Origin of the sequence: Novosphingobium sp. MD-1 (assembly GCF_001014975.1) — a bacterium.
In the GTDB taxonomy this organism is placed as follows: Bacteria; Pseudomonadota; Alphaproteobacteria; order Sphingomonadales; family Sphingomonadaceae; genus Novosphingobium.
Genome location: NZ_BBXA01000030.1, coordinates 577,641 through 599,867 on the forward strand (window position 1 = coordinate 577,641; position 22,227 = coordinate 599,867).

The following is a 22,227-nucleotide window of genomic DNA, read 5'->3' on the forward strand; positions in this document are numbered from 1 at the left end:
TCAGCTCCGGTAATCGGCGTTGATCGAGATATAGCCGTGCGTGAGATCGCAGGTCCAAACCGTTGCGCTGCCATCGCCCAGGCCAAGATCGACCTCGATGCCGATCTCGCGGCCCCTGAGGTGGGCGGCGACCGGGCCTTCGTCGTAATCGGCGAGCGGCTGGCCTTCCTTCGCCGCCCAGGTGCCGCCGAAGCCGATCGACAGCCGGTCGCGGTCGGCCGGTTCGCCGGCCTTGCCCACGGCCATGACCACGCGACCCCAGTTGGCGTCCTCGCCGGCGATGGCGGTCTTGACCAGCGGCGAATTGGCGATGGCCAGACCCACGCGGTGCGCGCTTTCGTCGCTGACCGCCCCGGTGACGTGGACGGTAATGAACTTCTGCGCGCCTTCGCCGTCCCTGACGACGAGATGCGCCAGTTGGCGGCACACGTCCTCCAGCGCGGCGGCGAAGGCATCGGCGCCGGCGCTGTCGAACGAGGCCAGCGGCGCGTTGCCCGCCCTGCCGGTGGCGAAAGCCAGCACGGTATCGCTGGTAGAGGTATCGCTATCCACGGTGATGCAGGAAAACGTCCTGCGGTTCGCCGCCGAAAGAAGCTGCTGGAGAAACGCCGGCTCTATCGCCGCATCGGTGAAGACATAGCCCAGCATCGTCGCCATGTCGGGTGCGATCATGCCCGAACCCTTGATGATGGCGCTCAGCGTGACCTTGCTGTCGCCGATCATCGCCGTGGCGGTGGCGCCCTTGGCGAACGTATCGGTCGTGCCGATGGTGCGGGCGGCGTCCTCCCACGAACATTCCGGTGCGGTGAGCGCGGCTTCCACGCCGGCGCGCGCCTTGTCCTTGGGCAGCGGCACGCCGATCACCCCGGTCGAGGAAACGAAAACTTGCTCCTTCGCGCAGCCGAGATGGTCGGCCACTTGCGCCATGATCTGCTCCACCGCCTCGCGCCCGCGATAGCCGGTGAAGGCGTTGGAATTGCCGGCGTTGACCACCAGCGCGCGGCCCAGGCCCTGCGCGACGTTGGCGCGGCCAAGCTCGACTTCCGATGAACAGCAGACGTTGCGGGTGAACACGCCCGCCACCGAGGTGCCCTCCGCCAGTTCGACATAGGTCAGATCGCATCGGCCCCAGTCCTTGTAGCCGGCGCGGGCGATGCGCGGCGTCACCCCGGCAATGGCCGGAAGCGCGGGAAAGGGCGTGGCGAGCGGGGAGACGGCGTCGGACATGGGCCAAGCGGTTAGCCCCCGACCACGCTGATCGCAAGCCGCCGGTGCGTGTTTTCGATACCCGGTCCCGATGACCGCTTTGACGCTTTACCCGAAGGAAAATTCCGGGCACGGAGGCGGCCATGCGTATCAAGACCCTGCTGCTGACCGCCATGACCTGCCTTACTTGCGTAGGCCTTGCCTGCGCGGGCGCCGCGCAGGCCGCCGCTCCCAAGGGACCGACGCCGAGCAACAACCCCGGCACCTGGATTGGCGCGGACGACTATCCGAAGGACGCGCTCGCCGCTGGCGCGGAAGGCGCGGTGGCGTTCGATGTGACGGTTGGCGCGGACGGCGTGCCGATGGGCTGCACGGTCACGACGGGCAGCGGCTCCGCCGCGCTGGACGAAGCCACCTGCCGCCTGGTTTCCACGCGGGCGCGGTTCAATCCCGCGACCGACGCCGGGGGCAAGGCCGAAGCCGGGCACTACCGCAACAAGATTCGCTGGGTTCTGCCCGAACAGACGCAACCCGTGCTGATCGTGCCACGGGCCGGCCCGTGGATGTGGTCGCGCGATTGCCGGGTGCTGGCTGATGGCGATCCGGCGGCCGCGCTGTGGGTCATCGCCAGCGCCACTTGCAACTGAGATTCACCCTGGAGGCATTTCGCGGCGGTTCGGCATGGACGGATCGCGCGCGAGATACTATCTGACTTCGCACATGCGCCTGTTGCTAGCCCTTCTTGCCCTGTTGACGGGGCTGTCCTTCCCCGATGTCGCGTTGGCGACGTCGCGGATGGAAGTGGCGGATTCGGGTGTTTCGGTGGCGGTGGCCTCGCCTGCCGCGCCGCGTGCGCAAAGCTGCGCCGGGCAGGGCGGGGAAGCCCCGCGCAAACGTTCGACGGTGCAGCGCAAGATGCTGCGGCTGCCCACGGTGGCGCTGGCGCGGACCTGCGGCATCCTGCTTTCGGATCGCGGGCGCGAATAAGCCGCGCGTTTTCGGACCCGCTTTCCCCGACCAGACGCCGCGCCAGCACGCCTCAGCGATGCGCGCGGCCAGTACATCTCTCCAAATTCAGGATATTTCCATGCTCGGCTCGCTCGCCAAGGCCATTTTCGGCTCGTCCAACGACCGTTACGTGAAGTCGCTCGACAAGATCGTGCGCAAGATCGCCGCGTTCGAACCGCAGGTTCAGGCGATGAGCGACGCGGAACTCAAGGCGCAGACCGCCAAGTTCCGCGAACAGCTCGATCAGGGGCAATCGCTCGACGACATCCTGCCCGAAGCCTTCGCCACCGTGCGCGAGGCGTCGATCCGCACGCTGGGCCTGCGCCATTTCGACGTGCAGATGATCGGCGGCATCGTGCTGCACCGAGGCGAGATCGCGGAAATGCGCACCGGCGAGGGCAAGACGCTGGTGGCGACGCTGGCGGTGTACCTCAACGCGCTGGAAGGCAAGGGCGTTCACGTCGTGACCGTCAACGACTACCTCGCCAGGCGCGACGCCGAGACGATGGGCGTGCTCTATACGTTCCTGGGCCTGACCGTGGGCGTGATCGTGCCGAACCTCAACGAGGAGGAGCGCCGCGCGGCCTATAACGCCGACATCACCTACGCGACCAACAACGAGCTGGGCTTCGACTACCTGCGCGACAACATGAAGCACGAGCGGTCGCAGATGGTGCACCGCCCGTTCAACTACGCGATCGTCGACGAAGTGGACTCGATCCTGATCGACGAGGCGCGCACCCCGCTGATCATCTCCGGGCCGACCGACGACAAGAGCGACCTCTACATCTCGGTCGATGCTGTGGTGAAGCAGGTGGCGCCCGAGCTTTACGAAGCCGACGAGAAGACCAAGAACATCACGCTGACCGAAGAAGGCGTGGAATGGATCGAGCGCAAGCTGGAGGAAGCCGGGCTGCTGGTCGGGTCGAACCTCTATGACGTCGAGAACACGATGGTCGTCCACCATCTCGACCAGGCCCTGAAGGCCAACGTCATGTTCAAGCGGGACATCGACTACATCGTGAAGGACGACAAGGTCGTCATCATCGACGAGTTCACCGGCCGCATGATGGACGGCCGCCGCTGGTCGAACGGGCTGCACCAGGCGGTGGAGGCCAAGGAAGGCGTGCGGATCGAGCCGGAAAACCAGACGATGGCCTCGATCACGTTCCAGAACTACTTCCGCATGTACCCCAAGATTTCGGGCATGACCGGCACCGCCGCCACCGAAGCCCCGGAATTCTTCGACATCTACAAGATGAACGTCGTCTCGATCCCCACCAACGTGCCGGTCATGCGCGTGGACGAGGAGGACGAGTTCTACAAGAACACGTTGGACAAGTTCGGTGCCATCGCGAAGCTGATCCGCGAGCGCTACGAGATCGGGCAGCCGGTGCTTGTCGGCACCGTCTCGATCGAGAAATCGGAACTGCTGTCGGACTTCCTGACCAAGGAAGGCGTGAAGCACAGCGTGCTCAACGCCCGCTTCCACGAGATGGAAGCGCATATCGTGGCGCAGGCCGGCCGCCTTGGCGCGGTGACGATCGCCACCAACATGGCCGGGCGTGGCACCGACATCCAGCTGGGCGGCAACATCGAGTTCCGCATCGCGGATGAACTGCGCGACGTGGCCGATGGCCCCGAACGCGATGCCGCGATCGAACGCATCCGCGCCGAGGTGGCCGCCGAAAAGCAGAAGGTGCTCGAAGCCGGCGGCCTGTGCGTGATCGGCACCGAACGGCACGAAAGCCGCCGCATCGACAATCAGCTGCGTGGCCGTTCGGGCCGTCAGGGCGACCCGGGCCTCAGCAAGTTCTACCTGTGCCTGGAAGACGACCTGCTGCGCATCTTCGGGCCGGACACGCTGTTCGCCCGAATGATGAACTCCAACCTTGCCGATGGCGAGGCGATCGGTTCGCGCTGGTTGTCCAAGGCGATCGAGACCGCGCAGAAGAAGGTCGAGGCGCGCAACTACGACATCCGCAAGCAGGTTGTCGAATACGACGACGTGATGAACGACCAGCGCAAGGTGATCTACGAACAGCGCGCCGACATCATGGACGCCGACGCGATCGGCGAAGTGGTGGTGGACATGCGCCACGACACGATCAACGCGCTGGTGGCCGACGCCTGCCCGCCGGGCTCCTATCCGGAACAGTGGGACGTGGACGGCCTGCGCCAGCGCGTGGCCGATACCCTGGGCCTGGAAGCGCCGCTGGAGCAGTGGATGGAGGAAGAGGCGGTCGAGCCCGAGATCATCGAGGAACGCCTGACCGAACTGGCCGACGCGCACATGGCGGGCAAGGTCGACGCGCTGGACGAGGCTTCGTGGCGGGGGCTTGAAAAGTCGATCCTGCTCGAACGGCTCGATCACCACTGGAAGGAACACCTCGCCACGCTGGACGCGCTGCGGCAGGTAGTGTTCCTGCGCGCCTATGCGCAGAAGACGCCGATCAACGAATACAAGCAGGAAGCCTTCGGCCTGTTCGAGAAGATGCTGGACGCGATCCGCGAGGACGTGACGCGCATCCTGATGACCAGCGAAATCCGGATGCGGCCGGCGGACGATTTCCAGCTTCCCGAACTGCCCGATTTCCTGACCAGCCACATCGATCCGTTCACCGGCGAGAATGACGCGGTGCAGGTGCCGGGCGCCGCTGCGATGCTGGGCGCGCTGGGCGGGGCGGAAGCGGGCCTCGCCACGCTGCCCCCGGTTGGCACGGAAGATCCCTTCGCGGGACAGGGCGTCAGCCGCAACGCGCCGTGCCCCTGCGGTTCGGGGCAGAAGTACAAGCACTGCCACGGCGCGGCGGTCTGATCGCCGGTTTGCCGCCGGCCGGCCCCATCGTCCGGCGGTAAGCGGGTGCAATTTCGATTGCCTGCCGGGAAAGAATTGGCATGGTGAATGCCAAGGCTGTCCCGGGAGAGCAGGCATGGCAATGGAAATCAGGCAGACGGGCGTTTTCGGCGCGGAAATCACCGGCGTCGATCTGGCGCGGCTGAGCGATGAAGAGTTCGGCGCGATCCGCGAGGCGTTCGTCGATCACGGCGTGGTTTTCTTCCGCGATCAGGATCTGACCGAAGACCAGCACATCGCCTTCGCCCGGCGCTGGGGCCAGATCAACATCAACCGCTTCTTCGCCGCGCATCCGGCCTATCCGGAAATCGCGCTGGTGGTGAAGGAAGCCGCGCAGAAGGACAACATCGGCGGCGGCTGGCACACCGACCACAGCTACGACGAGGTGCCCGCGCTCGGCTCGATCCTGCTGGCGCGCGAAGTGCCGCCATCAGGCGGAAACACGCTGTTCGCCTCGATGTACGCGGCCTATGACGCGCTGCCGGATTATCTGAAGCGCGAGGTCGAGGGCGTGCGCGCGGTTCACTCCGCGAAGCACATCTTCGGCACGAACGTGCGCGAGGAACTGCGCAACGCCGATACGCATGAAGGGCGCTTCGGTAACGCCGCGGTGGCGGACGTGCTGGCTGACGTGACGCACCCGATCGCGCTGGTGCACCCCTTGAGCGGGCGCAAGGCGATCTATGTCAACCCGGCCTTCACCATCGGCGTCGTCGGGCGCGACGAGGAAGCCGGCCGGCAGTTGCTGACCGAACTCTACAAGCACTGCGTCGAAGGCGATTTCGCGACCGAATTCGTCTGGGCCGAGGGATCGATGGCCTTCTGGGACAACCGCGCCACCTGGCACTATGCCCTGAACGATTACCACGGCCACCGGCGCGAGATGCACCGGATCACACTGGAAGGCGAACCGCTGCCCTGATCGCGAATACGCGCCCTTGTGCGCTCCCGGGCTGCGTGGACAAATTCACGGCCGGTTCGGACTGCAGATGTTCGGGACTTTTCGCCATAGCGGCCATTCCGGAGACGACGTGGTTGCCGACCGAGCGAGGATCGTTCATCTCGTTCCCATGCGGATCAAAGCTCCATATGCACTATATTTGGCTCTTTTGGCTTCGTGCCATGACCAACCTCAAACGCAGACTTCCGCAAAGATCGTTGACATTTCGCGGCGGGTATCTCGATGGCATGCCGGCGAAGTTGTCATCACTTTCCAAAACCCCGCAGGGCTTACGGGCATGCGGACTATGCTGCTCTCTGAAGTGCGCTGTTCAGTAGGTGACATCGTACCAGCAAGTGCCAAAGGCGTATCTTTACAAATGGCCGTGACAGCGTGCCGGTGATGACGTCCGCTTTCCCCGCCATTTCCGCCGGATTGGCTATTCCGCACGCGACGCGATTGCGGACTTTGGCATACGAAACCCCGTTCGTCCTGAGCCTGTCGAAGGACGCGCATTGTGCCGGCCTTGCGCGCTAAATCGCCTCAGGATGAACCGTATCGCGCATCCTTCGACAAGCTCAGGATGAGCGGATTTGGGGATTGGGCGACAGTACGCTAACCGCGCCCGTTCCCGCGCCCTCCAACAGCGGATATTGAGACCCGCGGATATCATCCATGCAACCCTACGCGGCGTTGTCGATGCCAAGTTCCGACAGCTTGCGATAGAGCGTGGACCGGCCGATGCCGAGCCGGCGGGCCACCTCGCTCATGCGGCCGCGATAGTGGCCGATGGCGAGACGGATCACGTCGGCCTCGATTTCTTCCAGCGGGCGCAGGTTGCCATCGGCAGCGTAGAGCATGACTCCCGCGCCTTCGCTGTGCTGCGGGTTGTGGCGCGGCGCTTCGCCGACCATCATCGAGAGATTGGGGAAATCCTGCGCGGTCAGCGCCTCGTTGTCGCAGAACACGGCGGCGCGGAACAGCGTGGCCTGCAACTGGCGGACGTTGCCCGGCCAGTCATAGGCCGAAAGCAGCGCCAGCGCGCCATCGGTGATCCCAAGGTGCCGCAGGCCCGGCTGCTCGCCGATCCGGGCGAGGAAATGGCGGGTCAGCGCCGGAATGTCGCCGCTGCGTTCGCGCAACGGCGGCAGGCTGACCAGCACCGTGCTGAGCACGTCGACCAGATCGGGACGGAACAACCCGACATGCTGCAGTTCGCGCAGCGAACCGTTGCTGCACGCGATCAGTCGCACGTCCACGCGGAAGCGGTGGCGCGCGCCGATCGGCTGCACATCGCCGCGTTCGAGGAATTGCAGCAGACGTTCCTGCACATGCGGATTGAGGCGGTCGATCTCGTCGATCACCAGCGTTCCGCCGTCGGCATGCTGGAGCGCGCCGGCCTGCCGTTCGAACGCGCCAGGGAAAGCGCCCTTTTCATGCCCGAACAGCACGGATTCGATCTGGTTGCCGGGAATGCCGCCGGCATTGACGATGCGCAGCGGCGTCTTGGCGCGAGGGGAAGCGGCGTGCATTGCACGCACCAGCATCTCCTTGCCGCTGCCGGTCTCGCCCTCGATCAACACGGTGCCCTGCGTCCGCGCGGCCTTGGCCGCCACGGCGAGCGCGGCGCGGAACGAGGGCGCGGCCCCGATCATCGAATCGAAATCAAGCGCGGCGCCGATCTTTTCGGTCAGCGGTTGCAGTTCCACCGCCGGCGCCTCGCGCGTGGTCGCGCTGCGCAGCGCCTGGAGCAGGCGATCCGGGGCGACCGGCTTGATGAGATAATCCGTGGCGCCCGCGCGCATGGCTTCCACCGCGAGCAGGGGCGAGGAACTGGTGGTGAGCATCAGGATGGGCAGAGCGGGCCGGCGGGCCTTGAGTTCGGCGATCAGCGCGCAGGCATCATCGCCGGGCACCCACTGGTCGAGAATGATCGCGCCAAGCTGCATCCCCTGCCGCGTACCCAGGGTAGCGATCGCGGTTTCGGAATCGCGCGCGATGATCGTGCGCCATCCTTCCCGCGCGGCAAGAGCGGTGATCAGCCGGCACTGTGCCGGCTCGTCATCGATCAACATCAAAAGGCGGTCTTCGGGCTCTGCCATGGTCTTCCCGGTCAATGATCCGCGCTTCTGTTACGCCTATCGGGTAAAGACCCTGTTAAGCGTGGCGACCGTCACGCAGCGGCGCGGAGGCGCTAAGAACACGGTTCGTTCTTGAGCGAACCGGACGGTGTCGTTAGAGAGGCCGCGAAGGCGCTTCGGTGCGCCGGGGGAAAGAGGTAGATCATGACTTCCGCGAACGACATGAAGGCCGCCGAGGCCACCTATGCCGGCTTCATCAACCTCATCAAGATTTCGGTGCCGGTGATCGTGCTGATCGTCGCTTTCGTTATCGTGGTGATCCAGTAACCGGCGCGTGGGCGAAACCATAAGGATCGCCGTCCTTCGGGAACGCGCGACGGGAGAGAGCCGGGTTTCGGCAACGCCGGAAACGGTAAAAAAGTTCATCGGCCTCGGCGCCACGGTCAGCGTTGAGAGCAACGCTGGCGCGACGGCCTCGATCGCCGATGACGATTACCGCGCGGCGGGCGCCGAGGTTTTGACCGAAGGCGCGGCAAAGGGCGCGGATATCGTGCTTGGCGTGCAGGGGCCGGAGGCCGATCTGCTGTCTGGCGTGAAGCCCGGGGCGTGGATCGTCGCCGGGCTTGATCCTTTCGGCCGGCGTGACCGGGTGGACGCCTATGCCGCCGCCGGCCTGGAAGCGCTGGCGATGGAATTCATGCCGCGCATCACCCGCGCGCAGTCGATGGACATCCTGTCCAGCCAGTCGAACCTTGCCGGCTACAAGGCAGTGATCGTCGCGGCGGACCTTTATGGCCGCGCCTTTCCGATGATGATGACGGCGGCCGGCACGGTAAGCGCGGCCAAGGCCTTCATCATGGGCGTGGGCGTGGCCGGGCTTCAGGCCATCGCCACCGCGCGCCGCCTGGGCGCGCAGGTTTCGGCGACCGACGTGCGTTCGGCCACCAAGGAACAGATCCAGTCGTTGGGCGCCAAGCCGATCTTCGTCGAAAGCGTGGCGGGGATCGAGGGCGAAGGCAGCGGCGGCTATGCCACGGAGATGAGCGAGGAATACCAGAAGGCGCAGGCCGAGCTGGTTTCGGCGCATATCGCCAAGCAGGACATCGTCATCACCACCGCATTGATCCCTGGCCGCGCCGCGCCGCGCCTGATCAGCGATGCGCAGATCGCCTCGATGCGCCCGGGCAGCGTGATCTTCGATCTGGCGGTGGCGCAGGGCGGCAACGTGGAAGGATCGGTGCCCGATCAGGTGGTGGAGAAGCACGGCGTGAAGATCGTCGGCTATTCCAACACGCCCGCGCACCTGCCGGCCGATGCCTCCGCGCTGTTCAGCCGCAACCTCTACAACTTCCTCTCCGCCTTCTGGGACAAGGAGCAGGGCAGGCCGGTGCTGGACGAGGAAATCGGCAATGCCATCCGCCTGACGCAGGGCGGCAAGGTCGTCCACGAACGACTGCTCGGCTGAGGGGGGCCGCACTCATGGATTTCATCTCGATCCTGTCGATTTTCGTGATGGCCTGCTTTGTGGGCTATTACGTGGTGTGGTCGGTCACGCCCGCGCTGCACACGCCGTTGATGGCGGTGACCAACGCGATCTCGTCGGTCATCATCGTCGGTGCGCTGGTGGCGAGCGCGGCGGCCGGATCGCCGGTTTCCAAGTGGCTCGGCCTTGGCGCGGTGGTGCTGGCTTCGGTCAACATCTTCGGCGGCTTTGCCGTCACCGCGCGCATGCTCGCGATGTACAAGAAGAAGGAGAAGAAGTGATGGAACACGTCGCTGTCTCTCCTTGGGTGGCGATGGCCTATCTGGTCTCGGGCGTCCTCTTCATCCTCGCGCTGCGCGGCCTTTCCAGCCCCGCCACGAGCCGTGCGGGCAACCGCTATGGCATGATCGGCATGACCATTGCGGTCGCCACCACGCTGCTGACGAACGTCCCGGTTTACGGCGTCCAGGATTTTGGGCCGTACGGCTTCATTGCCCATCTGGACGCGGTCGCGCTCGCCGAAATCCTTGCCGCAATACTTGTCGGTGCGGTGATCGGACTGACTACCGCGCGCAAAATCGCGATGACCGACATGCCGCAGCTTGTTGCCGCGTTCCACTCGCTGGTCGGCCTCGCGGCGGTGCTGGTGGGCCTGGCAGCCTATCTTAACCCGGTGGCGTTCGGAATCACCGGGCCGGACGGGCTGATCGAGCCGCAGTCCCGCGTCGAAATGGGCCTCGGCATCGCCATCGGCGCGATCACGTTCTCGGGATCGGTCATCGCGTTCCTCAAGCTTGCCGGCAAGATGAGCGGATCGCCGATCCTGCTTCCCGGCCGCCACGTGCTGAACCTGGGCACGCTGGTCGCGATCCTGGGGCTGGTGGGATACTTCACGCAGGACGAGGCACCCTGGGTGATCGCCACGATCACGGTGCTGAGCTTCCTGATCGGCTTCCTGCTGATCATCCCGATCGGCGGCGCGGACATGCCGGTGGTCGTCTCGATGCTCAACTCGTATTCAGGCTGGGCGGCGGCGGCGATGGGTTTCACGCTGCACAACACCGCGATGATCATCACCGGTGCGCTGGTCGGCTCGTCGGGCGCGATCCTGTCCTATATCATGTGCAAGGCTATGAACCGCGGCTTCCTGTCGGTGATCGCCGGCGGCTTCGGCGCGGATGCGGGAGCCGGTGGCGCGGGCGGCGCAGCCAAGGAACAGCGCCCGTGGAAGCGCGGATCGGCCGAGGACGCGGCCTACATCATGAAGGAAGCCGAAAGCGTCATCATCATCCCGGGCTATGGCATGGCGGTGGCGCAGGCCCAGCACGTGCTGCGCGAGATGGGCGACCAGTTGAAAGCCGCCGGGGTCAACGTGAAGTACGCGATCCACCCGGTCGCGGGCCGTATGCCCGGCCACATGAACGTGCTGCTGGCCGAAGCCAACGTGCCCTATGACGAGGTGTTCGAACTGGAGGACATCCAGGGCGAGTTCGCGCAGGCCGACGTCGCCTTCATCATCGGCGCCAACGACGTGGTGAACCCGGCGGCCAAGACCGACAAGTCCAGCCCGATCTATGGCATGCCGGTGTTCGACGTGGAGAAGGCCAAGACGATCTTCTTCATCAAGCGTTCGATGGGCGGCGTGGGTTATGCCGGCGTGGACAACGACGTGTTCTACATGGACCAGACCATGATGCTCCTCGCCGACGCCAAGAAGATGGTCGAGGATATCGTCAAGGCGCTGGCCCACTGATGGAGGCACGTTGATGCGCCGGATCGGGATGTTCGCCGCGCTGACGGGCGCGCTGGCACTGGCTGCCTGCGCACCGTCCAAGCTGGCCTATGGTCAGGTCAAGAGCGCGATGATGGATGCGGGGCTGTCCGAGGCCAATTCGGCCTGCATGGCGACGCGGATGACCGACCGGCTTTCGCTTGGCCAGTTGCAAAAGCTGAAGCAGCTCAAGGGCGATAAGCGTTCGCTGTTCGATTATGTTTCGGCGGTGCGCCGGGTGGGCGATGCGCAGGCGATCGAGGTGACGGCGAGTTCGGCGGCGCTGTGCGCGGTGGGGCTTGCGCCGGAGAAGCGCCGGTAGGGCGTTCCCTCGCGGGGGCGGGCCGAGGCACAATCCGCCGGATTCCGTGTCTCTCCCGCTGGACGGCGCGCACGCCCTTTCGTAAGGCCGGGGCGACGAGGGTGGTCGCATTCCCCGGGAGATCTGACTTTGCGTAAACTCGGCCTTATCGGCGGCATGAGCTGGGTTTCTACCCGCACCTACTACGAACACATCAACCGGCTCGTTCAGGCCAGAACGAGCAAGCTGGCCAGCGCGCCGCTGCTGATCGAAAGCCTGGATTTCACCGATCTTGTCCGCCTGTCCACGCCCGAGCAGTGGAATCACGCGGCAGACGTGCTGACGGCCAGCGCGCAGCGGCTGGAGCAGGCCGGCGCCACCGCGATCCTGATCGGTGCCAATTCGATGCACAAGGTTTATGACAAGGTGGCCGGCGCGGTGCAGGTGCCGGTGATCCACATCGCCGACGTGGTGGGCCAAAAGATGCAGGCCAATGGCGTCAAGACGGCGGCGCTGATCGGATCGCGCAACGTCATGATCGAAAGCTTCTATCGCAAGCGGCTGATCGAACATGGCGTAACGCTGCTGCCCCCGGTGATGGACAGCGTGGAGGAAGTGGACCGCATCATCTACGAGGAACTGATGCAGGGCCGCGCCACGCGATCGGCGGAGCGCACGTTCAAGACCATGATCACCAACATGGAGCGCGATGGCGCGCAGGCTATCGTGCTGGGCTGCACCGAACTGGACATGGTGATCGATGTCGATGCCAACGTGCTGCCGATCTATGACGGCACCGCGATCCACGCCGAAGCGGCGGTCGACTGGATCCTGGGCGAGTAGCCGATTGCCGTGACCGCCACGCGCGCGCCCTATGCCAGCGATCCGGCGCGGTCGCGCGGACGGGAATACCCGCTGGAGCCGTCGACCGCGCGCGGCCCGCGCAGCGAATTCCAGCGCGATCGCGACCGGATCATCCATTCGATCGCGTTCCGCCGGCTGCGCCACAAGACGCAGGTGTTCATCGCGCCCGATGGCGATCATTACCGCGTGCGGCTGACGCACAGCCTGGAAGTGGCGCAGATCGGCCGCGTGATCGCGCGGGCGCTGGGGCTGGACGAGGATCTGACCGAGGCGCTGTGCCTGGCGCACGACATCGGCCACCCGCCGTTCGGCCACGCCGGCGAGGACGCGCTGGAAACCGCGATGGCGGACCACGGCGGGGTCGACCACAACGCCAACACGCTGCGCGTGCTGATGCGAATGGAAAGCCCCTATTGCGGGCACGAGGGGCTGAACCTTTCGTGGGAGCTGCTGGAGGGTCTGGCCAAGCACAACGGCCCCGTCCACGCGCCGACCTGGGCGCTCGCTGAACTCGACGCGGCGTTCCCGCTCGATCTGGGGCAGCGCGCTTCGCTGGAAGCGCAGGTGGCGGCGGTGGCGGACGACATCGCCTATGACAACCACGACATCGACGACGGCCTGCGCGCGGGTTTCCTGACGATCGACGAGCTGCTGGAATTGCCCTCCATCGCCGACCAGTGGCGCGCGATCGAACGGCGCTTTCCGGGTGGGCAGCGTGATCGCCTGCAGCGCGAGCTGGTGCGCGGGCAGATCGGCCGCATGGTCAACGACGTGATCGCGGAAACGCGCCGGCGGCTGATCGAAAGCGGCACCGAAACGGCGGAGGACGTGCGCGCCGCGCCGCTGGCGCTGGCCGGTTTCTCGGCCGGGATGGCGGACGAGGAGCGCGCGCTCAAGCGCTTCATGTACGACCGGCTCTATTACCACCCCGAACAGATCGCCACGGCGGAACGCGCGTGTTCGGTGATCGCCGCGCTGTTCACGGCCTATGCAGAGGACCCTGCGCGGATGCCGGAAAGCTGGCAGCGGCAGATGCCGCAAGGCGAGCCAGGCCGCAGTCGGCATGTCGCCGATTTCATTGCGGGGATGACCGACCGCTATGCGATAGACAGCTTCACACGGCTGTTCGGCAGCGCCCCTGAGGGCCTGAGCAATGTCTAACGAAACGCGCATCGCGTTGCTGGGCGCCACGGGCATGGTCGGGCGGCAGGTGATGGAAAAGGCGGTGGGCCGGCGCGGCCAGCGGCTGATCGCCATCGCCCGGCGCGAAGTGCCTTTGCCACCGGGTGCGCGCATGGAAATGCTGCTGTCCGATCCGGATTACTGGCCCGATGCCATCGCCGCCGCGCGCGCGGACGTGGCGGTGATCGCGCTCGGCACCACGATCCGCGCCGTGGGCGGGGACAGGGACGCGTTTCGCGCGGTCGATCACGATCTGGTGCTGACCTGTGCCCGCGCCGCGCGCGAGGCCGGGGTGCGCCAGCTGATCGCGGTATCCTCGGTCGGCGCGCAACTGGCGTCGAAGAACTTCTATCTCTCCGTGAAAGGTGAGGTGGAGGACACGCTGTCGCGGCTTCGTTTCGGCCGACTCGACATCCTGCGCCCCGGGCTGCTGCGTGGGCGGCGCGAAGGGCCGTTGCGCATGGGGGAACGCGTGGCGATGATCGCCAGCCCGGCGGCGGACCTGTGTCTGCACGGTTCGCTGCGCAAGTACCGCTCCATCCGCGCTTCCGTGGTGGCGGAGGCAATCCTTGGCCTTGCCGGGATCAAGCCCGACGGGCGCTTCGTGCACGAACACGACGCGATCCTGCGCGCCACACGGCGTTAGCATCGGGCGCCGGAACCGTTAGCCTGCCTTGCGGATAAGTTCAGCCGCAAAGGGCGGCTGCGCGGATTGACTTGGCCTTGCTGCGGCGCGAAATGGACAGGTCGCTGATCGCGCGGGAGAGTTCCTGCGATTCGCCAGTCGGATCGCGGGACGCCGAAGGAGCAACCGCCCCGGAATCTCTCAGGCTTCAGGACCGCGTTGGTCGATAGCGACGCTCTGGAAAGTGTCCTTGCCGCAAGGAAAGGGCCGCCGAAGGGGTAACCTTGCCAGCCCGTGCGGGCGGCGGGGGAAAGCTCTCAGGTTTCCGTGACAGAGGGGGCACCGATGGGTGCCAGACTGTACGGAGACCGATTTTGTGAGCGACACATACAAAATTTCACCGGATGAAATCGGCGAGCCCGACGCCGGGCCGCTGACCTTGCCGCTCGATGGCTGGCACCGCGCGCGTGGCGGGCGCATGGTCGCTTTCGCCGGATACTGGATGCCGGTGCAGTACGAAGGCATCATCGCCGAACACCTGTGGACGCGCGCGCACGCCGGGTTCTTCGACGTTTCGCACATGGGCCAGCTCTATATCGCGGGCGAAGGCGCCGAAGCCGCGATCGAGGCGGTACTGCCGATCGACCTGTCCACCCTGCCGCTGGGCGGGGTGCGCTATTCGCTGCTGCTCGATGCCAATGGCGGCATTCTGGATGACCTGATGGTCACGCGCTGGGGCACGGGCTTCTATCTGGTGGTCAACGGCGCGACCAAGCACGACGACATCGCCCATCTGCGCGCAAACCTGCCCGAAGCCGTCTCGCTCACGCACCTGGCGGACAGCGCGCTGTTCGCGCTGCAAGGGCCGGAAGCCTTCGCAGCGCTCGCTCCGCTGGTGGGTGGCGAACACGCGCTTTCCGCGCTCAGCTTCATGCGCGGCGCCAGCTTCACGCTGGGCGGCGTGGACGCGTGGATCAGCCGCTCGGGCTATACCGGCGAGGACGGGTTCGAGATCGCCGTGCCGGCCGAAAGCGCCGCCGCGATCGCAGACCTGATCTGCGCGCAACCACAAGTGAAGCCGATCGGCCTGGGCGCGCGCGATTCGCTGCGGCTCGAAGCCGGCCTGCCGCTTTACGGGCACGACATGACGCCGGACGTGGACCCGGTGAGCGCGGACCTGTTGTTCGGCATCAACAAGCGCCGGCGCGGTGACGGGGGCTTTCCCGGCGCGGACCGCATCCTGCCCCTGATCGATACCGGCAGCGTCACGCGCCGGGTCGGCCTGGTGCTCGAAGGCCGGATGGCCGCGCGCGAGGGCGCGAAAGTGCTGTGGGGCGAGGCCGAGGTCGGCAGCGTCACCTCCGGCGGCTTTTCGCCCAGCCTGGAGAAGCCCATCGCCATGGCCACCGTCGCCGCCGAACTGGCGCGGCCGGGCACTCAACTCATCATCGACGTGCGCGGGCGCAAGATCGCGGCCACCGTCACGCCCATGCCCTTCGTTCCCCACCGCTATCACCGCAAAGGAGCCGCCTGATGCCCCGCTATTTCACCCAGGACCACGAGTGGATCGACGTTGACGGCAGCGATGCCACCGTCGGCATCACCGACTACGCGCAGAGCCAGCTTGGAGACATCACCTTCGTGGAACTGCCGGCGGCGGGTTCGGCGGTGGCCAAGGGCGACAGCGCCTCGGTGGTGGATTCGGTCAAGGCCGCCTCGGACGTCTATGCACCCGTTTCGGGTACGGTGAGCGAGGCCAACGCCGCGCTGGAAGACGAGCCGGAACTGGTCAACACCGCTGCCGAAAGCGATGGCTGGCTGTGGCGCATGACGCTGTCCGATGCCGCCGAGCTCGAAGGCCTGATGGACGAAGCCGCCTACAAGACCTACGTCGAGGGGCTTTGACCGGATGCGCTATCTTCCCCTGAGCGAGAATGATCGCAGCGCCATGCTGTCGGTCATCGGCGCGGGATCGATCGACGACCTGTTCGTCGACGTGCCCGCCGAAGCGCGGCAGGCGGGGCCGATCCCCGGCCTGCCGCTCCACGCCAGCGAAATGGCGGTGGAACGCCACATGGCGCGGCTCTCCGCCGAAAGCCTGACGGCGGGCGAAGCACCGTTCTTCCTGGGCGCGGGCGCCTATCGCCACCATGTGCCGGCCAGCGTCGACCACCTGATCCAGCGCGGCGAGTTCCTGACCGCCTACACGCCCTATCAGCCGGAAATCGCGCAGGGGACCTTGCAGGTGCTGTTCGAGTTCCAGACCCAGGTCGCACGCCTGTTCGGGACCGACATCGCCAATGCCTCGCTCTACGACGGGTCGACCGCGTGCTGGGAAGCAATCACCATGGCGGGCCGCATCACGCGGCGGAAGAAGGCCGTGCTTTCGAGCGGCCTCCACCCGCACTACGTCGAGACCGCGCGCACCATGGCGCGCTTTACCGGCGATGCGCTGGTGACCTCTGCCCCGGTGCTGGCCGCAGCGGCGGATGACGACGCCGTGATCGCCGCGATCGACGCGGACACGGCCTGCGTCGTCGTGCAGTATCCCGACGTGCTTGGCCGCATTCCCGATCTCGCGCGGATCGCGGCCGCCGCGCAGGCGCAGGGCGCGCTGCTGGTGGCGGTGGTGACCGAACCGGTCGCGCTGGGCCTGCTCGAAAGCCCCGGTGCCCTGGGCGCGGACATCGTCGTGGGGGAAGGGCAGTCGCTCGGCGTCGGCCTCCAGTTCGGTGGGCCGTACCTCGGCCTGTTCGGCTGCCGCGAGAAGTTCGTGCGCCAGATGCCCGGCCGCCTGTGCGGCGAAACGGTGGACGCAGAAGGTCGGCGTGGCTTCGTGCTGACGCTGTCGACGCGCGAACAGCACATCCGGCGCGAGAAGGCGACGAGCAACATCTGCACCAATTCCGGCCTCTGCGCGCTGGCGTTCTCGATCCATCTCAGCTTGCTGGGCGGGACCGGGCTGGAGCGCATGGCACACCTGAGCCATGCCCGCGCGCGCGCCACGGCGGATCGCCTGGCGCAAGTGCCGGGCGTGGAGATCGTCAACACCACGTTCTTCAACGAATTCGCGGTGACGCTGCCGCGCGATGCCCGGCAGGTGGTGCGCGATCTGGCGGACCGCAAGGTGCTGGGCGGCGTGTCGCTGGGCCGGCTCTATCCGGGCGAAGCGGCGCTCGCCAATGGTCTGCTGGTGGCGGCCAGCGAATGCACGACGGCGGAAGACATCGACGCGCTGGGTACGGCGCTTGAGGAGGTGCTGGCATGAACGACCTCAATCCCGCGGGCTGGCGCCCGGCCATGTCCGCCGATCAGGGCGATAGCGCGGCGGTGACGACTTTCACCGGCAACCGCGCGCTGCATCTGGAGGAACCGCTGCTGTTCGAGATCGGCGCGGCCGACCGGTGCGGTGTCGATTTCGATGAAGCGCCCGACCTGCCCGACACGCTGGGCGCATTCCGGCGCAAGGCGCGGCTCGATCTGCCGGGCCTGTCCGAGCCGGAAGCGGTACGGCACTATACCCGGTTGTCGCGGCAGAACTACGCGATCGACCTGGGCCTCTTCCCGCTGGGAAGCTGCACAATGAAGCACAACCCGCGCCTGGACGAAAAGGTGGCGCGGATGCCGGGCTTTGCCGATGTCCATCCGTTGCAGCCGCAGCAGACGGTGCAGGGCGCGCTGAAGGTGATCAACGAACTGGCGCACTGGCTGATCAAGCTGACCGGCATGCACGGCGTGGCGATGACGCCCAAGGCCGGCGCGCATGGCGAACTGTGCGGGCTGCTGTGCATCCGCGCCGCGCTGGAAGCGCGGGGCGACGCGCGCGAGGTGATCCTGGTGCCCGAAAGCGCGCACGGCACCAATCCTGCCACGGCGGCCTTCGCCGGCTATCGCGTGGAGAACATCCCGGCGACCGAGGACGGCCGCGTGGATGTCGCGGCGCTGACCGCGCGGCTCGGGCCGGACGTGGCGGGGGTGATGATCACCAACCCGAACACCTGTGGCCTGTTCGAGCGCGAGTTGAAGACGATCGCCGATGCGGTCCATGCGGCCGGCGGCTATGTCTATTGCGACGGGGCGAACTTCAACGCCATCGTCGGGCGCGTGCGTCCGGGCGACCTTGGCGTCGATGCCATGCACATCAACCTGCACAAGACGTTCTCCACCCCGCACGGCGGGGGCGGGCCGGGGTCAGGGCCGGTCGTGCTGTCGGAAGCGCTCGCGCCCTATGGGCCATTGCCGTTCACCGCGCGGCAGCCCGATGGTTCGGTGCGGCTGGTGGAGGAAGAGGACGCGCCCGGCATCCATCCCGAAGGCTTCGGTCGGATGTGCGCGTTCCATGGCCAGATGGGCATGTTCACGCGCGCACTGGCCTATATCCTGAGCCACGGCGCGGATGGGCTGCGGCAGGTTTCGGGCGACGCGGTGCTCAACGCCAACTACGTGCTGCGTCGGCTTGAGGACGTGCTGGAAGCGCCGTTCGGCGCAGCCGGCCCCTGCATGCACGAAGCGCTGTTCAGCGATGACGGTTTCGCGGAAGGGTTCTCCACTCTCGATCTCGCCAAAGGCCTGATCGACGAGGGTTTCCATCCGATGACGGTCTATTTCCCGCTGGTGGTCCACGGCGCGATGCTGGTCGAGCCGACGGAGACCGAAAGCAAGGCGGGGCTGGACCAGTTCATCGGGGCGATGAGGTCGCTGGCCGAGCGCGCGCGGGAAGGCGATCCGCTGCTCAAGAGCGCGCCGCACCTGGCTCCACGTCGGCGGCTCGACGAAACGCTGGCTGCGCGCAAGCCGAAGCTGGTGTGGAAGGACTGACGACCTTCCGTGCGCAAAGGCCGCCGGGTGACCGGCGGCCTTTGTTCTGAACTTACTTGTGGATCGCGTCGGAACCGGCCTGGCCGACCGACTCGATGTCGCGGCCGGCGCCTTTCACGGTGTTGCAGGCGGCGGTGCCCAGCACCATTCCACTCAGAACCGTCGCGAGAACGATCTTGCGGATCATCGGAAATCTCCTCTCGTAAATAGCCGAACACCGCATTGGCGGTGATGAACCGCTGGAACGTTCGGAACGGCTAGCGGTTCCGCCGGTGGATCGGTTATGCGGTCAGCGCGTCGCCCGCGCGTTGGCGATGCAGCAGGTGTTCCCGCCAGGCGATGATCAGCCCGGCGGCGATCACGATTGGCGCGCCGATCCAGGTTGAGGCGGGCGGCAGATGGTCGAACACCAGCCAGCCCCACAACGTGGCCCAGGCGAAGGCGGAATAATCCATCACGATCACGCTCGATACGCTGCCATAACGCAGCGCGGCGGTGAGAAAGATCTGGCCGATCAGGCCGGACAGGCCGATGCCGAACAGGATCAACCAGTCCGCCGCGTCATGGTGGACGCCGGTGCGCAGCAGGAACAGGGCCAGCACCGGCGAGGTGAAAGCGGAGAACCAGAATACCACCGTCAGCGGTTGTTCGGTCCGTCCCAGATCGCGCAACTGGATGGCGATCACCGCGACCATGAACGCCGCGCCCACGCCCACGGCAATGCCGAACAGCGGGAGATGCGATTGGTTCGGCCCCGCGATCACAAGGATGCCCGCCAGCCCCAGTATCACGGCCGACCAGCGCACCCAGCCCACTGGTTCCTTGAGCACCACCGCCGCAAGGATCACCGCGAACATCGGGGCGGTGAAGCCCAGCACGGTGGATTCGGCCAGAGGCAGCAGGATCACCGCGCCCAGGGTCAGGAACATGCCGGAGCCGCCGAAGGCCGCCCGGCGGGCATGAACCCACAACCGCTGCGTCTTGAGGACGGAAAGCTGGCCGCGCGCGGCAAGATAGCCGAGCAGCATCAGGCCGGGAAAGAACTGCCGCCAGAACAGGGTCTCCGGCAGGCTTACGCCGCGGGTGCCCGCCACTTTGACCAGCATCAGCATGACCGAGAGCGAAGCCATGGCGGCCAGGCGCAACCCCAGCGCCAGGATCGGTCGGTTCATGCGGTCCATGCGCTTGCCCATAGGCGCACGGGGCTTGCGATCAAGCGCTTCGTTCCCATCTTCGGCGCATGGACGACGCGGTGACGATGGGTTCGATCGGGGGTGTGGCCATTCTGCTGGCAATGATCGCGTGGTGGGCCGACCGCCGGCGGTTGCGCCGCAGCGACCCCGACGCCGTTGGCTTCATGCCGTGGACGACGATCTATTTCCTGGCGATGATGATCGGCTGCGTCGCGCTCGGCCTGGCCGCGCGCGACTGGTTCCACACCGCCTGAACCGGCGGCAGCCGATCAGAGGCAGGCGTCGAGGTAGGCCTGGTCGAACCCGAACTGGCGCGCCTTTTCCAGCGTGTAGGGGCGCAGACCGGTCGAACGGAATTCGCCGATGATCTTGCCGTCCTCGCTCTCGTCCAGATATTCGAACTTGAACAGTTCCTGCGTCACGATCACGTCGCCTTCCATGCCGATCACTTCGGTCACGTTGGTGGTGCGGCGCGAACCATCGCGCAGGCGCTTCACCTGAACGATCAGATCGACCGATTCCGCGATCTGGCGGCTGATGGCTTCCTTGGGGATCTTGATGTCGCCCATCATGATCATGTTTTCCATACGGCCCAGGCATTCGCGCGGGCTGTTGGCGTGCAGCGTACACATCGAACCATCGTGGCCGGTGTTCATCGCGGCCAGCAGGTCGAAGCATTCGGCGCCACGGATTTCGCCCAGGATGATCCGGTCAGGGCGCATACGCAGCGCGTTCTTGACGAGATCGCCGATGGTGATGGCGCCCTGACCTTCCAGGTTCGGCGGGCGGGTTTCCAGCGGCAGCCAGTGCGGCTGCTGCAGGCGCAGTTCGGCCGCGTCCTCGATCGTCAGCACGCGTTCGCCCGGATCGATCATCTTCGACAGGGCGTTGAGCATGGTCGTCTTGCCCGAACCGGTACCGCCCGAGATCACGATGTTCATGCGGCACGCGCCCGCGACTTTCAGCGCGGTACACATCTTGTCCGACATCGAACCGAAATCGCGCAGCATGTCGAGCGTGATCGGCTTTTCGGAAAACTTACGGATCGAGATGGCGGTACCGCGCAAGCTGAGCGGCGGCACGATCACGTTGACGCGGCTGCCGTCCTTGAGGCGCGCGTCGGCCAGCGGCGTGGTCTGGTCGACGCGGCGGCCCACCTGGTTGACGATGCGCTGCGCGATCTGGAACAGGTGGCTTTCATCGCGGAACCGGATCGGCGCGATGGTCAGCTTGCCCTTCTTTTCGATGTAGGTCTGTTCCGGGCCGTTGACCATGATGTCGGTCACGTCAGGATCGTTGAGCAGTTCTTCCAGCGGACCGAAGCCCAGCAGTTCGTCGATCAGCACCTTTTCCAGCGCGAACTGTTCGCGCCGGTTGAGCGTGACTTTCAGTTCCGCCAGCACTTCCATGATGATCGGGCGGAATTCCTCGGACAGTTCGTCCTTGGTCAACGTGGCGGCGGCTTCGGGATCGACGCGTTCGAGCAGGCGCGGCAGCACCTGTTCCTTGATCTTGTGGACCGAGGCTTCGAAGCCTTCGGCCTGATACGTGCTTTCGTGGACGCCGTTGACGCGATCGGCAAGGCGCGTCATCGCATCCGCCTTCATCGGGTTCTGCGGCGCGGCGCTTTCGGATTCGGCAGGAAGGGGCGGGAACTGCTGGCCACCGACCGGCGGCTGGCTCGCTGGCGCGGGCTGGCCCGCGGGAGCTTGTTCGCCAGCCCGCATGGGCCGCGCGACACCGAAGGAAGGCCGCATGGAACCGCCGCCGCCAAGTCCGTTCTTTCGCCCAAAAGCGCTCATTAAATAGATCCCGTCTTGCGACCCCTTCCGGAAAATGGAGGAAGAAGGTCACCAGTCCTTATGCAAACGCGGTGAATAATCGGGAAACGTTCAGGA

At 66.1% G+C, this 22,227-nt stretch carries 22 protein-coding genes and 2 riboswitches; of the genes, 17 read left to right on the forward strand and 5 right to left on the reverse strand.

Annotated features, from left to right (window positions below):
• Positions 1-1,227: a bifunctional glutamate N-acetyltransferase/amino-acid acetyltransferase ArgJ gene (gene argJ / locus NMD1_RS15740; protein WP_125955433.1), complete on the reverse strand. Its 1,227-nt coding sequence runs from the start codon at positions 1,225-1,227 to the stop codon at positions 1-3.
• Positions 1,228-1,349: 122 nt separating this feature from the next.
• Between argJ and NMD1_RS15745 the strand changes: the two genes are divergently transcribed.
• The 4 genes from NMD1_RS15745 to NMD1_RS15760 all read left to right on the forward strand — a co-directional run bounded on the left by NMD1_RS15745 (position 1,350) and on the right by NMD1_RS15760 (position 5,993).
• The gene (locus tag NMD1_RS15745; RefSeq protein WP_125955434.1) at positions 1,350-1,853 is read left to right on the forward strand and encodes an energy transducer TonB; all 504 of its coding nucleotides are present in this window, start codon (positions 1,350-1,352) and stop codon (positions 1,851-1,853) included.
• Positions 1,854-1,887: 34 nt separating this feature from the next.
• Positions 1,888-2,193 (forward strand): hypothetical protein, encoded by a 306-nt coding sequence (locus tag NMD1_RS15750; RefSeq protein WP_124807443.1) that lies wholly within the window; start codon positions 1,888-1,890, stop codon positions 2,191-2,193.
• 100 nt (positions 2,194-2,293) lie between these two features.
• On the forward strand, positions 2,294-5,032 hold the full coding sequence (gene secA, locus NMD1_RS15755; RefSeq protein ID WP_125955435.1) for a preprotein translocase subunit SecA: 2,739 nt from the start codon (positions 2,294-2,296) through the stop codon (positions 5,030-5,032).
• A gap of 115 nt (positions 5,033-5,147) precedes the next feature.
• Entirely contained in the window at positions 5,148-5,993 is an 846-nt protein-coding gene (locus NMD1_RS15760) for a TauD/TfdA family dioxygenase (protein WP_125955436.1), read from the forward strand.
• Positions 5,994-6,694: 701 nt separating this feature from the next.
• Here the strand turns inward: NMD1_RS15760 and NMD1_RS15765 are convergent.
• Positions 6,695-8,113 carry a sigma-54 dependent transcriptional regulator gene (locus NMD1_RS15765; RefSeq protein ID WP_124807440.1) on the reverse strand — a complete coding sequence of 473 codons (1,419 nt, stop codon included), beginning with the start codon at positions 8,111-8,113 and terminating at the stop codon, positions 6,695-6,697.
• A 183-nt stretch (positions 8,114-8,296) separates the two neighbouring features.
• Between NMD1_RS15765 and NMD1_RS15770 the strand changes: the two genes are divergently transcribed.
• The 12 genes from NMD1_RS15770 (at position 8,297) to gcvPB (ending at position 19,136) form a co-directional block, all read left to right on the forward strand.
• Positions 8,297-8,419, forward strand: a complete 123-nt coding sequence (locus NMD1_RS15770) for an aa3-type cytochrome c oxidase subunit IV (protein ID WP_124807439.1) — start codon at positions 8,297-8,299, stop codon at positions 8,417-8,419.
• A gap of 19 nt (positions 8,420-8,438) precedes the next feature.
• Positions 8,439-9,557, forward strand: a complete 1,119-nt coding sequence (locus NMD1_RS15775; protein ID WP_125955482.1) for an NAD(P) transhydrogenase subunit alpha — start codon at positions 8,439-8,441, stop codon at positions 9,555-9,557.
• Positions 9,558-9,571: 14 nt separating this feature from the next.
• Positions 9,572-9,856 (forward strand): NAD(P) transhydrogenase subunit alpha, encoded by a 285-nt coding sequence (locus tag NMD1_RS15780; RefSeq protein ID WP_124807438.1) that lies wholly within the window; start codon positions 9,572-9,574, stop codon positions 9,854-9,856.
• Positions 9,856-11,328: an NAD(P)(+) transhydrogenase (Re/Si-specific) subunit beta gene (locus NMD1_RS15785; protein ID WP_125955437.1), complete on the forward strand. Its 1,473-nt coding sequence runs from the start codon at positions 9,856-9,858 to the stop codon at positions 11,326-11,328. The genes NMD1_RS15780 and NMD1_RS15785 overlap by 1 nt, the downstream gene beginning before the upstream one ends.
• A 13-nt stretch (positions 11,329-11,341) precedes the next feature.
• Positions 11,342-11,668, forward strand: a complete 327-nt coding sequence (locus NMD1_RS15790) for a hypothetical protein (protein ID WP_124807436.1) — start codon at positions 11,342-11,344, stop codon at positions 11,666-11,668.
• Positions 11,669-11,797: 129 nt separating this feature from the next.
• On the forward strand, positions 11,798-12,490 hold the full coding sequence (locus NMD1_RS15795) for an aspartate/glutamate racemase family protein (RefSeq protein ID WP_125955438.1): 693 nt from the start codon (positions 11,798-11,800) through the stop codon (positions 12,488-12,490).
• Positions 12,491-12,499: 9 nt separating this feature from the next.
• Positions 12,500-13,672 (forward strand): deoxyguanosinetriphosphate triphosphohydrolase, encoded by a 1,173-nt coding sequence (locus tag NMD1_RS15800; protein WP_125955439.1) that lies wholly within the window; start codon positions 12,500-12,502, stop codon positions 13,670-13,672.
• The gene (locus tag NMD1_RS15805) at positions 13,665-14,339 is read left to right on the forward strand and encodes an NAD(P)H-binding protein (RefSeq protein ID WP_125955440.1); all 675 of its coding nucleotides are present in this window, start codon (positions 13,665-13,667) and stop codon (positions 14,337-14,339) included. The genes NMD1_RS15800 and NMD1_RS15805 overlap by 8 nt, the downstream gene beginning before the upstream one ends.
• Positions 14,340-14,442: 103 nt before the next feature.
• Positions 14,443-14,545: riboswitch (glycine riboswitch) on the forward strand.
• A riboswitch (glycine riboswitch) is annotated at positions 14,546-14,662 on the forward strand.
• Positions 14,663-14,694: 32 nt separating this feature from the next.
• Positions 14,695-15,852, forward strand: a complete 1,158-nt coding sequence (gene gcvT, locus NMD1_RS15810) for a glycine cleavage system aminomethyltransferase GcvT (protein WP_125955441.1) — start codon at positions 14,695-14,697, stop codon at positions 15,850-15,852.
• Entirely contained in the window at positions 15,852-16,223 is a 372-nt protein-coding gene (gene gcvH / locus NMD1_RS15815) for a glycine cleavage system protein GcvH (RefSeq protein WP_124807431.1), read from the forward strand. Before gcvT ends, gcvH begins: the two co-directional genes overlap by 1 nt.
• Before the next feature lie 4 nt (positions 16,224-16,227).
• The gene (gcvPA, locus tag NMD1_RS15820) at positions 16,228-17,586 is read left to right on the forward strand and encodes an aminomethyl-transferring glycine dehydrogenase subunit GcvPA (protein WP_125955442.1); all 1,359 of its coding nucleotides are present in this window, start codon (positions 16,228-16,230) and stop codon (positions 17,584-17,586) included.
• Positions 17,583-19,136, forward strand: coding sequence for an aminomethyl-transferring glycine dehydrogenase subunit GcvPB (gcvPB, locus tag NMD1_RS15825; protein ID WP_125955443.1), 1,554 nt, complete (start codon positions 17,583-17,585; stop codon positions 19,134-19,136). The genes gcvPA and gcvPB overlap by 4 nt, the downstream gene beginning before the upstream one ends.
• 52 nt (positions 19,137-19,188) lie before the next feature.
• Here gcvPB and NMD1_RS15830 read toward each other — a convergent pair whose 3' ends face one another.
• On the reverse strand, positions 19,189-19,323 hold the full coding sequence (locus tag NMD1_RS15830; RefSeq protein WP_124807428.1) for an entericidin A/B family lipoprotein: 135 nt from the start codon (positions 19,321-19,323) through the stop codon (positions 19,189-19,191).
• 94 nt (positions 19,324-19,417) lie between these two features.
• Positions 19,418-20,308 carry a DMT family transporter gene (locus NMD1_RS15835; RefSeq protein WP_233497704.1) on the reverse strand — a complete coding sequence of 297 codons (891 nt, stop codon included), beginning with the start codon at positions 20,306-20,308 and terminating at the stop codon, positions 19,418-19,420.
• Between the two features lie 68 nt (positions 20,309-20,376).
• Between NMD1_RS15835 and NMD1_RS15840 the strand changes: the two genes are divergently transcribed.
• On the forward strand, positions 20,377-20,583 hold the full coding sequence (locus NMD1_RS15840) for a hypothetical protein (RefSeq protein WP_124807426.1): 207 nt from the start codon (positions 20,377-20,379) through the stop codon (positions 20,581-20,583).
• A 15-nt stretch (positions 20,584-20,598) separates the two neighbouring features.
• On the opposite strand, the gene NMD1_RS15845 is transcribed toward NMD1_RS15840, so the two are convergent.
• A complete protein-coding gene (locus NMD1_RS15845) occupies positions 20,599-22,131 on the reverse strand; it encodes a CpaF family protein (protein ID WP_190287042.1) in 1,533 nt (510 codons plus the stop codon).
• Positions 22,132-22,227 lie beyond the last annotated feature (96 nt).